Origin of the sequence: Pseudoalteromonas sp. T1lg88 (assembly GCF_002964765.1) — a bacterium.
Taxonomy (GTDB): Bacteria; Pseudomonadota; Gammaproteobacteria; order Enterobacterales; family Alteromonadaceae; genus Pseudoalteromonas.
In genome coordinates this window covers 110,631-123,090 of sequence record NZ_PQCF01000031.1, presented here as the reverse complement: position 1 = coordinate 123,090, position 12,460 = coordinate 110,631, and the positions used below count along the sequence as shown (strand labels likewise).

Annotated in this window: 16 protein-coding genes; 6 read left to right on the top strand and 10 right to left on the bottom strand. The window is 51.6% G+C overall.

Going from position 1 to position 12,460, the window contains the following annotated elements; translation table 11 throughout:
- Nucleotides 1-11: 11 nt before the first annotated feature.
- Nucleotides 12-677 (top strand): class I SAM-dependent methyltransferase, encoded by a 666-nt coding sequence (locus tag C2M34_RS09790; protein ID WP_105201319.1) that lies wholly within the window; start codon nucleotides 12-14, stop codon nucleotides 675-677.
- A 6-nt stretch (nucleotides 678-683) separates the two neighbouring features.
- Here C2M34_RS09790 and C2M34_RS09785 read toward each other — a convergent pair whose 3' ends face one another.
- On the bottom strand, nucleotides 684-1,214 hold the full coding sequence (locus C2M34_RS09785; RefSeq protein ID WP_105258660.1) for a DUF6942 family protein: 531 nt from the start codon (nucleotides 1,212-1,214) through the stop codon (nucleotides 684-686).
- 99 nt (nucleotides 1,215-1,313) lie between these two features.
- Between C2M34_RS09785 and C2M34_RS09780 the strand changes: the two genes are divergently transcribed.
- Both C2M34_RS09780 and C2M34_RS09775 read left to right on the top strand, forming a co-directional pair.
- Nucleotides 1,314-1,838: a lipocalin family protein gene (locus C2M34_RS09780; protein ID WP_105258659.1), complete on the top strand. Its 525-nt coding sequence runs from the start codon at nucleotides 1,314-1,316 to the stop codon at nucleotides 1,836-1,838.
- A 443-nt stretch (nucleotides 1,839-2,281) separates the two neighbouring features.
- Nucleotides 2,282-2,851 carry a uracil-DNA glycosylase family protein gene (locus tag C2M34_RS09775; RefSeq protein ID WP_105201316.1) on the top strand — a complete coding sequence of 190 codons (570 nt, stop codon included), beginning with the start codon at nucleotides 2,282-2,284 and terminating at the stop codon, nucleotides 2,849-2,851.
- 39 nt (nucleotides 2,852-2,890) lie between these two features.
- Here C2M34_RS09775 and C2M34_RS09770 read toward each other — a convergent pair whose 3' ends face one another.
- Nucleotides 2,891-3,442 (bottom strand): TetR/AcrR family transcriptional regulator, encoded by a 552-nt coding sequence (locus C2M34_RS09770; RefSeq protein ID WP_105258658.1) that lies wholly within the window; start codon nucleotides 3,440-3,442, stop codon nucleotides 2,891-2,893.
- Nucleotides 3,443-3,573: 131 nt separating this feature from the next.
- On the opposite strand from C2M34_RS09770, the gene C2M34_RS09765 reads away from it, so the two are divergent.
- Nucleotides 3,574-4,026, top strand: a complete 453-nt coding sequence (locus C2M34_RS09765) for an HPP family protein (RefSeq protein WP_105258657.1) — start codon at nucleotides 3,574-3,576, stop codon at nucleotides 4,024-4,026.
- 46 nt (nucleotides 4,027-4,072) lie between these two features.
- On the opposite strand, the gene C2M34_RS09760 is transcribed toward C2M34_RS09765, so the two are convergent.
- Both C2M34_RS09760 and C2M34_RS09755 read right to left on the bottom strand, forming a co-directional pair.
- Entirely contained in the window at nucleotides 4,073-4,927 is an 855-nt protein-coding gene (locus tag C2M34_RS09760; RefSeq protein WP_105258656.1) for a DMT family transporter, read from the bottom strand.
- Nucleotides 4,928-5,062: 135 nt separating this feature from the next.
- Nucleotides 5,063-5,641, bottom strand: a complete 579-nt coding sequence (locus C2M34_RS09755) for a short-chain dehydrogenase (protein ID WP_105258655.1) — start codon at nucleotides 5,639-5,641, stop codon at nucleotides 5,063-5,065.
- A 185-nt stretch (nucleotides 5,642-5,826) separates the two neighbouring features.
- Here C2M34_RS09755 and arfB point away from each other — a divergent pair, with 185 nt between their 5' ends.
- Nucleotides 5,827-6,240: an alternative ribosome rescue aminoacyl-tRNA hydrolase ArfB gene (gene arfB, locus C2M34_RS09750; RefSeq protein WP_105258654.1), complete on the top strand. Its 414-nt coding sequence runs from the start codon at nucleotides 5,827-5,829 to the stop codon at nucleotides 6,238-6,240.
- A 14-nt stretch (nucleotides 6,241-6,254) separates the two neighbouring features.
- On the opposite strand, the gene C2M34_RS09745 is transcribed toward arfB, so the two are convergent.
- The 6 genes from C2M34_RS09745 to C2M34_RS09720 form a co-directional block, all read right to left on the bottom strand.
- Complete coding sequence (locus C2M34_RS09745) at nucleotides 6,255-6,758, bottom strand: hypothetical protein (RefSeq protein ID WP_158681420.1); 504 nt, start codon at nucleotides 6,756-6,758, stop codon at nucleotides 6,255-6,257.
- Complete coding sequence (locus tag C2M34_RS09740) at nucleotides 6,730-7,755, bottom strand: DUF2955 domain-containing protein (protein ID WP_105258652.1); 1,026 nt, start codon at nucleotides 7,753-7,755, stop codon at nucleotides 6,730-6,732. Before C2M34_RS09740 ends, C2M34_RS09745 begins: the two co-directional genes overlap by 29 nt.
- A gap of 16 nt (nucleotides 7,756-7,771) precedes the next feature.
- Complete coding sequence (locus C2M34_RS09735; protein WP_234398792.1) at nucleotides 7,772-8,851, bottom strand: HlyD family secretion protein; 1,080 nt, start codon at nucleotides 8,849-8,851, stop codon at nucleotides 7,772-7,774.
- Nucleotides 8,848-9,315 (bottom strand): MarR family winged helix-turn-helix transcriptional regulator, encoded by a 468-nt coding sequence (locus C2M34_RS09730; protein WP_105201308.1) that lies wholly within the window; start codon nucleotides 9,313-9,315, stop codon nucleotides 8,848-8,850. The genes C2M34_RS09735 and C2M34_RS09730 overlap by 4 nt, the downstream gene beginning before the upstream one ends.
- Nucleotides 9,316-9,488: 173 nt before the next feature.
- A complete protein-coding gene (locus C2M34_RS09725; RefSeq protein WP_234398791.1) occupies nucleotides 9,489-10,328 on the bottom strand; it encodes a DUF4198 domain-containing protein in 840 nt (279 codons plus the stop codon).
- Nucleotides 10,325-11,392, bottom strand: a complete 1,068-nt coding sequence (locus C2M34_RS09720) for a PepSY-associated TM helix domain-containing protein (RefSeq protein WP_234398790.1) — start codon at nucleotides 11,390-11,392, stop codon at nucleotides 10,325-10,327. Before C2M34_RS09720 ends, C2M34_RS09725 begins: the two co-directional genes overlap by 4 nt.
- A gap of 136 nt (nucleotides 11,393-11,528) precedes the next feature.
- Here C2M34_RS09720 and C2M34_RS09715 point away from each other — a divergent pair, with 136 nt between their 5' ends.
- On the top strand, nucleotides 11,529-12,455 hold the full coding sequence (locus tag C2M34_RS09715; protein ID WP_105258651.1) for a LysR family transcriptional regulator: 927 nt from the start codon (nucleotides 11,529-11,531) through the stop codon (nucleotides 12,453-12,455).
- The last annotated feature ends 5 nt before the right edge of the window (nucleotides 12,456-12,460 follow it).

Genomic DNA, 12,460 nt, shown 5'->3' with positions numbered 1-12,460 from the left:
AAGGAACCATTATGCCCAGTTTTTTAGGTGACGAAGCCACTCACTACGACCAACGAATTCATCGCTTGGTGCCTGGCTACGATCTATTACAGCAGTTGACTCAGGCTCAGTGCCAGGCGGCGCTTAGCGAGGACGCTGAAGTGCTTGTGGTCGGCGTCGGTACCGGCTCTGAGATTCTGGCTCTAGCCAAGGCCAAACCTAAGATGCGTTTTGTCGTCCAGGATATTTCTGCCGATATGCTCAGCCTGGCGCAAAAGAGCTTCGAGCAGGCGGGGATCAGCGACAGGGTGCAGTGCCATTGTGGTAGCGTGGCGGAAATCGAAGGTAACTTCGATGCGGCCTTGTGTTTGCTGGTGCTGCACTTTGTCGCCGACAATGGCGATAAGGCCGACTTATTGAGCGCCGTACGCCAAAGGTTAAAGCCAAGTGCCTGGCTGTGGTTGGCGGATTTAATGAAGCCGCAAACGCCCTTCGAGCTAGACGCTCAGTTTGTTGTTTGCCAACAGTTGGGACTGACCGATATAGGTGTAAAGCGCACCCGGCATAGCTTTGAACATGAGTTTTATCCGCTTGATCGTATTCGCCTTGCTGAGTTGTTGGATCAGACCGGCTTTGGTACTGCTCAGTGTTACTTTAAGGCCTTGGGCTTTACCGGCTATGCGATACGTTGCCAATAGCCTGATTTAGATGTAACCCGGAACCAGTTCCCGGATCAGCTGGCAGAGCTTATCGATTTTTACATTGCTAAGCTGACGATAGTCGAAATAAGGGCAGACCAAAACTCGGTTTGCCTGATCCACTGCAAACTCTTTGTCCAGCCAGATCAGATTTATACCAAGTGAGGGCTGCGCCGCCAGCTCCTGAGCATAGGTGCGACCGGCGATCACATGCAGGGCAGGGCTCTTTAACTCGGGCGTACTGAACAATAAAGCCGTATTGCTGTGCTGGCGCAGTAGCAATTGATCCCGCAGTTGTTGCCAGCTTTGAAATTCTCCCAATCCCCCTTGCTCACCGTGCAAGGCAAACAGCCATTTTGCGTAGACATTAAACACCTTACGCCAGCCATTGCCCGCTTCGGCATTGATCTTCTCTATGGCCTCTTTGTCTAAAGGCAACAAGGTGTGCAGTTGTTGAAACTCGACAAGGGGAGGGCGATTTTTCACATAAACGCGGATGGCAGCATCGGCGGCGCCAAATCCTATAGCCTGCGGCATTATTTTCGCCTTGTTGTTAGTAAAATAGCGATCCAATTATACCCCTGACTGCGTACTCATCTAAAGTGATTACTAAGACTTATAAGCAAAGGAAAAACAATGAAAATCACCATAACTAATAAGATCATTATTTTACTAACCCTGTTACTGAGCGCCTGTACTTCCATGCCTGAGCAGGTAACGCCAGTGACTCCATTTGAGCTCTCCCGCTATAGCGGAACCTGGTATGAAATTGCCAGAATGCCGCATTCCTTTGAAGAAGGCTTGTCCAAGGTGACGGCTACATACAGCATAAATGACGATGGCTCGGTAAAGGTCTTAAACAAGGGTTTTAATGCCGAAACGGGGCAGTGGGCCAGTGCCCAAGGTAAGGCTAAATTTGTCGATGCGAGCGATGTTGGGCACTTAAAGGTATCGTTTTTTGGTCCCTTCTACTCCTCGTATGTGGTATTTAAGCTCGATCAAGATGCATATCAATATGCTTATATCAGCGGCTATAACACAGACTATGCCTGGCTTTTGGCGAGAACACCAAACGTTGATCCGGCCCGTGTTGAAGACTTCAAAAGAGAATTAGCTGCGCGAGGCTTTGCTGTTGAAAAGCTGATTTTGGTGTCGCAGTAAGTAGTTGAGGGGATCGGTATAAAGTTGTAAAGGGGGTTTACAGATCATTATTTTACCAAGTGAGGCTTGTTGAGTTAGTAAAATATTGATCTTCACCCTGGGCATAAGCAGGATAAGGGCAGTTGCTTAGATAAATTCGGTTAAAGAGATCCAAGAGGTGCAGTCGCTTTCTATAAGCGAAGGGGGTTATACGCAGGCAACTACCCGTAAAACAGGTTTTATAGCCATTTTTGCTATCTATTTAGCTGCCGATCAGCGGCTTTGCCCCTGATCAGTTGGTAAAAATCTGATCTGTGTTGAGATCAATATTTTACTAACTAGGTCATCAAGTTAGTAAAACTATGATCCCAATAATAACAATACCTTGTATTGCCAGCCTATTTTGCTTGTCGCTGTCCCGCGCTATCAGCTAGGCTGTAATAAAGCCTTTGATCAGCCTACGCATGGATTTACTCGATAAAATACGCGCCTGCACCTTGTGCAAGGCGTATCTGCCCTTGCCGCCCAAACCCGTGTTGCAACTTCACTGTGATGCAAAAATACTGATCGCCGGACAGGCGCCGGGGATCCATGCCCACAATGCCGGACGGCCTTTTGACGATGCCAGTGGTGTGCGGCTGAGACAATGGTTGGGGGTAACGGAGGAGGACTTCTACGATGCGCACAAGTTTGCCATTGTGCCCATGGGATTTTGCTATCCTGGCACAGGTAAACAAGGCGATCTGCCGCCGCGTCCTGAATGTGCTGCAACCTGGCGTGAGCAGGTGCTTGAGGCCTTACCACAAAGGCAACTGACCCTAGTGTTAGGCCAGTATGCCATGCGTTATCATTTGCAAAAACGCTATAAAACCGTCACAGCTGCGGTACAGGACTGGCGTAGCCAATGGCCGGATACGCTGGCGCTTCCCCATCCTAGCCCGCGTAATAATATCTGGCTTAAGCGCAACCCCTGGTTTGAACAAGAGCTCTTACCGGAGCTGAAAACCCGCGTTGCTACAGTCCTGGCGCAATAGTTTCCTTAAATCACTAGATCTTTAGCATTCGCTCCAGGGCTAGGCTTGTTGCAACAAACCTAGTGCGGCTTGCTTGCCATTGGCAGCGATGCGTTCGCCTTCGCCATAGGTCGCTTTTACTATGGCTCCTTCAACGAGCAGGGCGATTAATGGGGCTTTGATTACTAACTCTGGGGTAAGCAACGTCGCGATAAAGGCTTCCACTTCGGCTTTATGCGCTGCGCAATGGCGCAAAATCTCGGTATGGCTGGCATCAAACTCGCCTTGGCTATTAATAAAAAAACAGCCTCGGTAGGCGCCTAACGCCTGCACTTCACCGCGAAACCATAGCGCTAAGGCGTCGAATAGGGCGGCGATTTTCTGCTCTGGCTCCTGGCCTTGAATGGCGCCGCTAAGCCAGTGCATAAAATTGTGATGGCGCACGTCTAGGGTGGCAAGGATCAGCTCATCCTTACTATTAAAGTGATGATAGAGGGTCTTTTTTGCTACACCGGATTCGGCTAATACCTGATTAATGCCGACGGCGCGTATGCCGTGGCGATAAAAAAGCGTCAACGCCGTGTCTATCAGCACCTGCCTTTTGTCTTGCATGATTCAGCTCCTACAGCTTGCGGCGCTGATATCTGGCGCCGAATGAAAATAGCTTGACACAGGTAGACCGTATTGTCTACCTTAAAAAGTAGAACGAGTTGTCTACTTAAAGGGAAAAGGAAGTGAATACAATGATAAAGCACGTTATCGCTGGCTTTGGTGCGGCCATAGCAATCGGGCTATTGGCCTATTTGGATAGTTTAAACACGCAAATGCTGTGGTTGATGGCGCCCTTTGGCGCCACGACAGTGCTGGTATTTGGTGTGCCTAATAGCCCATTAGCCCGGGCAAAAAATGTTATTTTGGGGCATCTTGTCACCGCATTTATTGGCGTGGTATTTAGTTTGTATGCGCCTATCACGCCCCTAAGCATGGCCATAGCGACGGGACTGGCGGTGAGCTTGATGTTGGTGAGCGATACCACCCATCCTCCTGCCGGTGCTAATCCCGTGCTGATCATGCTGGCGCAACAAGGCTGGATGTATTTGTTGTCGCCGGTTTTGATCGGCGCCGTGTTAATCGTGCTCCTGGCCTCAATTCAGCGCCGGGTAGTGGCGCGTTTTGAGGCCTTACCCCAGCATTAGGGTGTGAGCGGCCAATAAAAAGGGGGTGTAAACCCCCTTGCCAAATTCAGCTTTGCTTGTTGAAGTACTTTTCGTTAAGTACCAGCGCCGCCATAATGATGCCGCCGCCCAAGGTGAGGCGCCAGATATCGGCGTCGCGGTTCCATATCAATACATTAACCAGGATCCCCGCTGGGATAAGCAGATTGTTCATCACCGCCAGGGTACCGACATTGACCAGGGTCGCGCCCTTATTCCAGGCAAAATACCCGAGCCCGGAGGCGACCAAACCGAGATAAACCAAAACCGTCCATTGCGTCGTCGTTTGCGGCAGCGCTGTGGTATCGCCAAACAGGGCATAACAGCTTAAGGCCACCACCAAAGCGCCAATATAAAAACAGGCAAATATTTGATGCTGAGCCAGGCCTGGGTTTTGAGCCATAAGGCGTTTATACAGGACCTGACCGCTGGCAAAACACAGGTTTGCCGCCTGGACTATGGCAAAACCAAGGATAAAGCCCTGATTAATGCCATCGAAGCGAATAGCCACGGCGCCGACTATAGCTAGCAGCGCCGCCATAAAAAAGCCTGGGTTAAAACGTCCGTCCAAGGCATCGTTGAGCAAGGTCACATACAAGGGCGTCATTACAGTAAATAGCAGCACTTCCGGCACGGTTAAGTACAAAAAGGAGTGATAGTAAAACGCGTACATCAGGCCTAATTGCACCGCACCTATGGCCATCAGCTTGCACGTCATAGCAAGTGTCAGCTGTGGCAGGCGTAAAAAGGGTAGAAATACCAAGGTCGCCAGGGCGATACGTGTCAGCACGGAAAACCAGGGATCAACCTGACCGGCCAGATACACGCCAATCAGGCTAAATGAAAATGCCCACAGCAAGGTGGTGGCGAGAAGATAGGTCATAAGGAGTTATTATTGCCATTGTCATGGCGCTATTATGACGCGGAAGACGGAGACTGCGAAGAGGGGAGGGAGTTTTGTTTAAAAGGGTGCTGAAAATAGGGCGTAGACAGGCGCCTACGCCTTTTTTTGCGGGTACTATTGTACGTAGGCGCTAAAAAGCTGCTGCAGCTGTGGCATATATTCGCTGACAATAGCGAGGTTGTTATCGCTGATCTCTTCCTTGCTCGCCTCATTTGCCTTGCCCAGGGCGCATAGGAGCGAATTGCTGTCGCTGCTCTTGCTGCCGGAGAGGCTTTGCAGACCACCCATTACCTGGTCTACACGCTGCTGGTTTTCGGCAGAAAGGCTGCCTTTCATATTGGCCAGGTAGGCGCTGCTGATCTCACTGCCCACGCTGATAAGCTGCTCTGGAGTAAAGCCATAAGCGCTTAGCATGGTGGCAAACTCCTGATACATGCCGTTGTCTTTTAACATGGTGATAGCGCTGTTCATCATGGCATTATTCGTTGTGCTCGCATCGCCTTCTTGTTCCTGTTGGGCGCCAAGCAGGGCACCAGCGTCAATACCGCCCTGGTAATCCGCCCAATCGGTCACCGTAGGAGCGGCTTTAAGAAATTTTTCTACGTCCGCAGTGGTAAGCTCCAGTGCCCAGGCCTGAGCCGAGCTAAGCGCCGCAGATGCGGCCAGGGTAAGTGCGATAAATATCTTTTTCATTGTTATCTCCATTAATAAATCTTGATTTGCGTCGCGCTCGTCACCATTTTAGAGTGGAAGCCTATTTGGATTACACTGATTGGGTCACATTGATTGGGTCACATTGACTCTATGATAGACTCTGAAAGGCGATGATAATAGGCTAGAGCCTTTAAGCTAAGATGAACAGCTAAGTTGAACAAGTAATGCTACAAATTTCCAACTCCGTAACCATAGATGAATGGGAAGTCGAACTCAGTGCGATCCGCTCACAAGGAGCCGGAGGCCAGAACGTCAATAAGGTGGCGACAGCCATTCATTTGCGTTTCGATATCAAGCGCTCAAAACTACCCGACTTCTATAAAGAGCGGCTCTTGGCGTATCGCGACAGCCGTATCACCAAGGACGGCGTCATAGTGATCAAGTCGCAAAGTCACCGCACCCAGGAGCAAAACCGCGAAGAAGCCTTGCAGCGCTTAAAGGAGCTTATTTTGGCCGCTACCAAGGTGGAAAAAAAGCGCCATGCTACCAAGCCTACCCGCAGCTCTCAGCGCAAGCGGGTCGACGAAAAAGTACAGCGTGGCCGCACCAAAGAATTACGGAAAATGCCCAAACCCTAAGGCCCTCAGCGGCCTTAACTCACAATCTCAACGTGTGGCATGTTTTGTTGAATATAGGCTTTTAAGTCGTCCAAATAACTGCCATCGAACACCAGCTGCACCTGGCCGCCACCATTGTAGGCAAGCTGGAACAGTCCCTTATCTTCGCAGCGCTCAATCACCACCTTATGCACTTCATAAATTGGCAAAGCGACCTTACCTACTTTGAGAAGCTGCCCTTCAACTTTTATTTTTGCCAAAGGGTTAGTGGCATTTATCTGAGGTGAAGAAAAATTGAGGCGCAAAATTAGCGCCAAGTTGGCGAGCATGGCTAGAGCGAACAGCAGATTACTCCCACTGATAAAGCTTCCAATCAAAGCGCATACGGCCACTGCAGCAATAGCGTATACCCACCAAGATTTCTGTTCCTGTTTTAAAGAGACCCTGTGCATCATCATCCTTGTTGTCCCTGTTTTAGCGTAATTGTAACCTCGAATTCCTAAAATAACCTTAAAAATAAGTATGATGGCGCGTCGCACTAAAGCGGTTGAGAAAATGATGTATTAAATAGACCAGGCATAGGCTGACGGCTATGGCCACGCAGACCGAGCTAAAGCGATACAGGGCGCTGTAGATTAAATCCTGATCCGGTGCCAAAGATTGGCCGAACAAAATACCGAAGGTGGTGATCACACCAAAGCCAATTCCCGGCAGCCCACCGCCAAGCACATGGTAGCGACTGAACACAAAGGTTAAGATCCATAGCACCAAGATTGGAAACAATAGAATCTGGCTGTAGTTAAACAGCAGAATTTGCGCCCCCAATGCCAGGTTACAGCCTATCAAGGTGCCAATGATGCGCTGCCAGCCCGCCATGCCCGCCGCCTTCCAACACAGCGGCAGGAGGATCAGGATAGAGGCGGCCTGAGCCGATACCGAGTCTTGTAAGTCCAAAACCTGAAAAGTAATAAAAGACATTGTGGTGACGCTGGCACACAAAAGCACTTCATGGCGTACGCTGGCATTGTCTTTCGCTGGGCGCTGAGGCTGGGTGCGTGGCGCTACGTCCGGGAACAACCAGTGCATCAAATAGGCGCTGCCCAAACTGACACTTACGGCCAGGACATTGCTAAAAATAAGCTCATACAGGTCCATGCCCGCAGGGCTATAACTGGCGAAATGCCACTGAATCGACAACCCCACCACGCTGAGCGCACCGAATAAGAAATTCACGCCACGACTCATCTGGTAAAACAAAAAGGCAAAGACCAAAAATGCCGCCAGCGACATGAGCACAGGGTGAAACCCCAGCAGACCTTGCACCATGAGAACTGCAAAGGCACAAAAGAGCGCGCTGGCGACAAACTGGCGGGCAATATGGGCATTGATCACAGGTACCATTCCCAGCAGCAGCATGGGGTAAACGGTAAAAAAGATGCCCATAGGCCAGTTGAACAGCTTACTTAGGGTAAAACCTAGGGTCGCACCACTGGCGATACGCAGCATTTGTCGAACATCGTTGGCAGTAAGCGTCATAATTCCACCTCTTCCATCAATAGATGTAGTGCATCAGGCTGACGAATTTAATTTGCACCTTGGCGAGGGCGGCGCGAATACCGCCGTCGGGAATAATCTGCACCGTAGCGCGGGAGCCGCTTGGTAAGTAGGTTAATTTAGCGCTCGATTGCGGCTCAAGTTGCAAATGGATGCGCTGGCGCTGTGCGTCGCGTACCCAGCGATTTGACGTTTCTACCTGAGCTAAGGCGCCGTTAGCATTAAGCTGACCATCGCTGGAGCCGGCGGCAAATTCGCTGACATGGGCGCTAAAAACCTGACCGGGCAGGGCGTCGAAGCTCACCAGGGCAGTTTTGCCAACACGCACATGGTAGAGCGACTTTTCGCGAAAATCTGCGGCCAGATCCAGGCTGTTGGCAACCAAGCCTGTCATGGCCATGCCAGCCTTGGCATAGGTGCCTGTGGTCACCTGCAGGTTGCTGATCACGCCATCATGGGGCGCCAGTACCTGGGTATAGCTTAGGTTCAATTGGGCCTGGGCCAGAGCATTTTTGGCCTGTTGCAAGGCAACATTGTTGTCGCCGTGGTCGCCACGCTTGATTTTGGCAGCCTGGATTTTCGCTTTAATGGCACTGACCTGGGCCTTGGCGGTGGCCAGGCTGGCGGTGATTTCATCGCTTTGCTGCTCGGAAATCGCTTTGCTTACGAGTAGTGCGGCACTGCGCTTGTGTAAACGTTGCTGTTCATTGAGCCTGGCCTCAGCGGCGCTTAAATCGGCGTTGAGGGCGCTGATGTCGGCATCGAGCTGCTGATTCTGCAATTGTACCTGTGCCAGAGCTAACTCGGCCTGCTGCACCGCCAACTCAAACGGGCGGGGATTAATGCGCATCAGTAACTGGCCGGCTTTTACCGGCTCGTTATTACTGACTTCCACCGCCACAATATCGCCGTTTACCTGGGGTGTGATCTGGGTTACCTGATGGTACACCCGCGCTTGGGGAGTCATCGGCATATAAAGGTCGGCGACGATAAAATAGCCAAAACACAGGATAAAAAAGCCGATGGCGATTTTTACGTATCGGGCAAATTGTTGATCTGGGGTGCGGGGCTGGCTCACAACTGCTCCTCCTGTATTAAATTAAGGGCATTTTCTTCAAGTTGGATCAGGCCTTGGGCAAGGCCGTTGAGTTGCTCGTCGCTGAGGTTCCTATAGAGCTGAGTTTTAATCTCGGCAATACGGGCGCGCAACAGCACCATTTGCTGGTGTCCTTGCTCGGTAAAATACAGGCGTCGACAACGTTTATCCTGACTATCGACCCGGCGTTCGATAATCTCACTTTGCTCCAACTGCTTAAGGGTGCGCGTCAGGCTTGGCATTTCGAGCCCCAAATTAGTCGCTAACTCATGCTGAGTACAGCCCTCACCGAGGTGCTGCATATACATCATGGCCGTCCACCTTGGTTGGGTAAAACCCAAAGGCTCTACCGCCACCGAAATAGCCTGACGACAAATACGATGAACGCGACCCAGTTGCCCACACAGGCTTAGATCCAAGGTTTCATGAAAAGGGGTATCGGACATGAGCAACAATTTCAAATTAGTTAGCGTGCTAATTAGTTTAGTTTAGTTAGCATGCTAAGTAAATATTGTTTACTGCTTAAATCTATGTGCTAAGGCTAGCTTCTTGATAGGAAAATAAAAAAAGGGCTCTCAGGAACGCTGTAAAGCCCGTTTACATAGCCAGTTATTGTTGCTTAAAGGGGAAGAACCTCGAATACCACCACATAGCTGCCGCGGCGCATGGTCGCCGGTGCCTTGCCTTGGTGGTCTTGATATTCGGCTTCAAGCCAGTACATGCCCGGCTCGGAGAATTCCAGGGTGAATTTACCGTTCTTGTCGGCGCTGAGTTCGGTAGCCACCTGTTGATCGCGATAGCGCTCATCCTGACGTACCAGGGTTATGGTCGTGCCCGGTGCGGCTTCACCATCCATTAGAAACTGCATGTCAGCGGCTTCCCCTACGTATAAATCGTTGGGGTGGGTGAGGGCATTGAGTTCCAGACCTTGCCCCGTAGGCTCAAGGGCCACTGCATTCGGCGCTCCTAAGGTGACAAAGGATTCCAGTCGACGCGCTACCTCACTGACTTGCAAATCCTTGGCGTTTTTCGGCACCTGCTCGGCGAATTGCTCCACCGTGCCCGTTTTTCCGCGTCCAGGCCAGAGCTGGCGTTTTCCCTGCTCGTCTACCCAACGCGCCACGATAGAGCGGCTGGCGTTGAATACCCGATACGTACCGGGCTCTGTGAGGTGCAGGTCGAACACGCTGCGATAACGCAGTTCGGCGCTGTTTTGCATGGCCACCGCTTTGCCATCGGGTCCCACGGCCAGGAGGCGTTGCAGTGGATAGGCATGATGATCCGGATTGAAAATGCTATTGGCTATGGCCGCATCGAAGGTGATCCAGGCCTCATCGCCGGATACTACTGTGGTGTTGGGTTTTAGCCAGGCGCGGTGGGCGTGGGCGTTGTTTCCGAATAAAACGCTGGCACTTAGGCTGGCGCAGATAATAAGGGATGATAATTTAACTAGCTTCACAGCTTGGGCTCCATGGTTAGGGTAATAGTGCCGAGCTCGTGCTTTCCTTGCTCGGTGAGAGTGATCGATTCGCCGCTGGGCAGGGCGATGGGTATTTGCACTAATTCGCGACCACCCAGTTCACGCGCTGCTTCAATATTCAGGCTGTAATTGCCATTCGGCAGGGCTTTTATGTCCGTCATAAAAGGGCTTAAATCCAGTGTTACCGTGCCCGGTCGGCGAGTGGCGCCGGTTACACCATCTACCGGTAGGTTTAAGCTGCGGCCGCCGCGGCGCCACCATAGGCGTAAATCTTTAAGCCATTTTTCGCCTTCGCGATCGGCCATCTTGGTGTCGTACCAATGCGCCAGGTTTATCACCGCCTTGCCTTGCTCGTCGGCCAGCCAAATGGCGACATAGGGCGGGTGATACTCGGCCACCGTCAGTCTGGGGATCTCCACCTCTAGCTGGCTTTTTTGCGCCGCGTGGGCGGGTATGGCCAGTACCAAAGCGGGAATGCCAAGCCCCGCCAGTACCAGGGGCCAGGTTGACTTGCGGCCCTTGGCATAGCGTTTAAGCAGCAAGAGGCCGGTCAGCGAAAAGACGATACAGGCAATGGAGAAGAGATCGAGAAACAGACTCCACCAGATACCGGTGTTGCGGCCCTTATGCAGGTCGTTGAAATAGGCCACCACGCCCCGATCAGTCGCTTCCTGGTAAAACTCGCCCGTGTCCAGGGCCACGGTAAACCAGCGGTCACTGCCCGCATTCGGCATGGCGACGTAGAGCTCAAAGTCGCTCCATTGCACCTGGGCATTGGCCGCTAATGCCTGCTTAGTTTGCTGTGTATACCAGGAGGAAAAACCGTGCGGCAGCTGTTCGCGCTGATTGGTATTTACAAGCTGGGTTAAAATTGCATCGGGTACCTGGGCTTCGACTTGCGTTACCTGCGCCTGGCTTTCAATGCTGCCGGCGTGATTGAGGGTGATACCTGTGATGGCGAACAACAACATGCCGATAAGGCATACCGCCGAGCTTATCCAATGCCAGGCTTTGAGATCCCAAAGCTTACTGCGTTTAGTCACTTGCAAACTCCAACTAGACGATGCGATGGGCATCGAAATAAAAGAAATGATATTCATTATCATTTAATGTTATGATGTCGCCATCTTAGGAGCAATTGGCTTTTACTTAAAGCTGATATAAGTAACGCTTAACATTATGAATTCTAAAATAACGCGCGCGCTACAGGTGTTTGTGAAAACGGTTGATGCGGGCAATATGAGTCACGCGGCGGCACAGCTGAATATGACGGCTTCGGCGGTGAGTCAGCAGATCACCAAGTTAGAGCAGGACATAGATTTAAGCCTGTTTAATCGTAATACCCGTAAACTGACGCTGACCGAGGCGGGGGAAATTTATTACGCCTCGGCGCAGCAGCTGTTGGCTACCGCCGAACGAGCGCAGCAGCAGCTGGAGCAGTTGCAGCACACCCCGTCGGGACGGTTGAAAATAGTCGCCCCCATAGGCTTTGGTGGCGGCCTGTTAAGCCAGCCTATTAAGCAACTTACGGAGCGTTTTCCCAAAGTTGAGCTGCAATTAACGCTTACCGATGAACCCTTCGACATTATCGCCGCAGGGGTTGATCTTGCTATCTGTATAGGCCCTTTACACGACTCAACATTAATTGCCCGCCACCTGGCCGATTGGCAGCTGATCCCCTGTGTCAGCAGTGCACATCCGCTGGCGCAAACAGGCTCAGAGAACCCGCAAGCTCTGACTGCGCACACCCTCATTGGCCATGTCAACTCTAAGCGTTTGGCCCTGGCGTTAACCCATGAGCACAGCGGGGAAAGCTGCTCTTTGGATGAGCCCAGATTGATGGTCAATAACATGCAGACGGTGATCCAGCTAACCTTGGATGGCATAGGTTATGGCATGCTGCCAGAGCCGGAGGTGCGCCATCTAATCGCCGCAGGCAAGCTCAAGCGCCTATGCCCGCAGTGGCATTTACCCCATTACAGCGTGTACGCGGTCACCCCTCACCGCGATGCGGTGGCGGCCAAAACCCGCGCCGCCATCGACAGTCTGCGCAGCTGGTTTGAACAGGTCTCGGCAGATCCCCACTTGTGTGTGGGTGAAAGCTAAAGTGA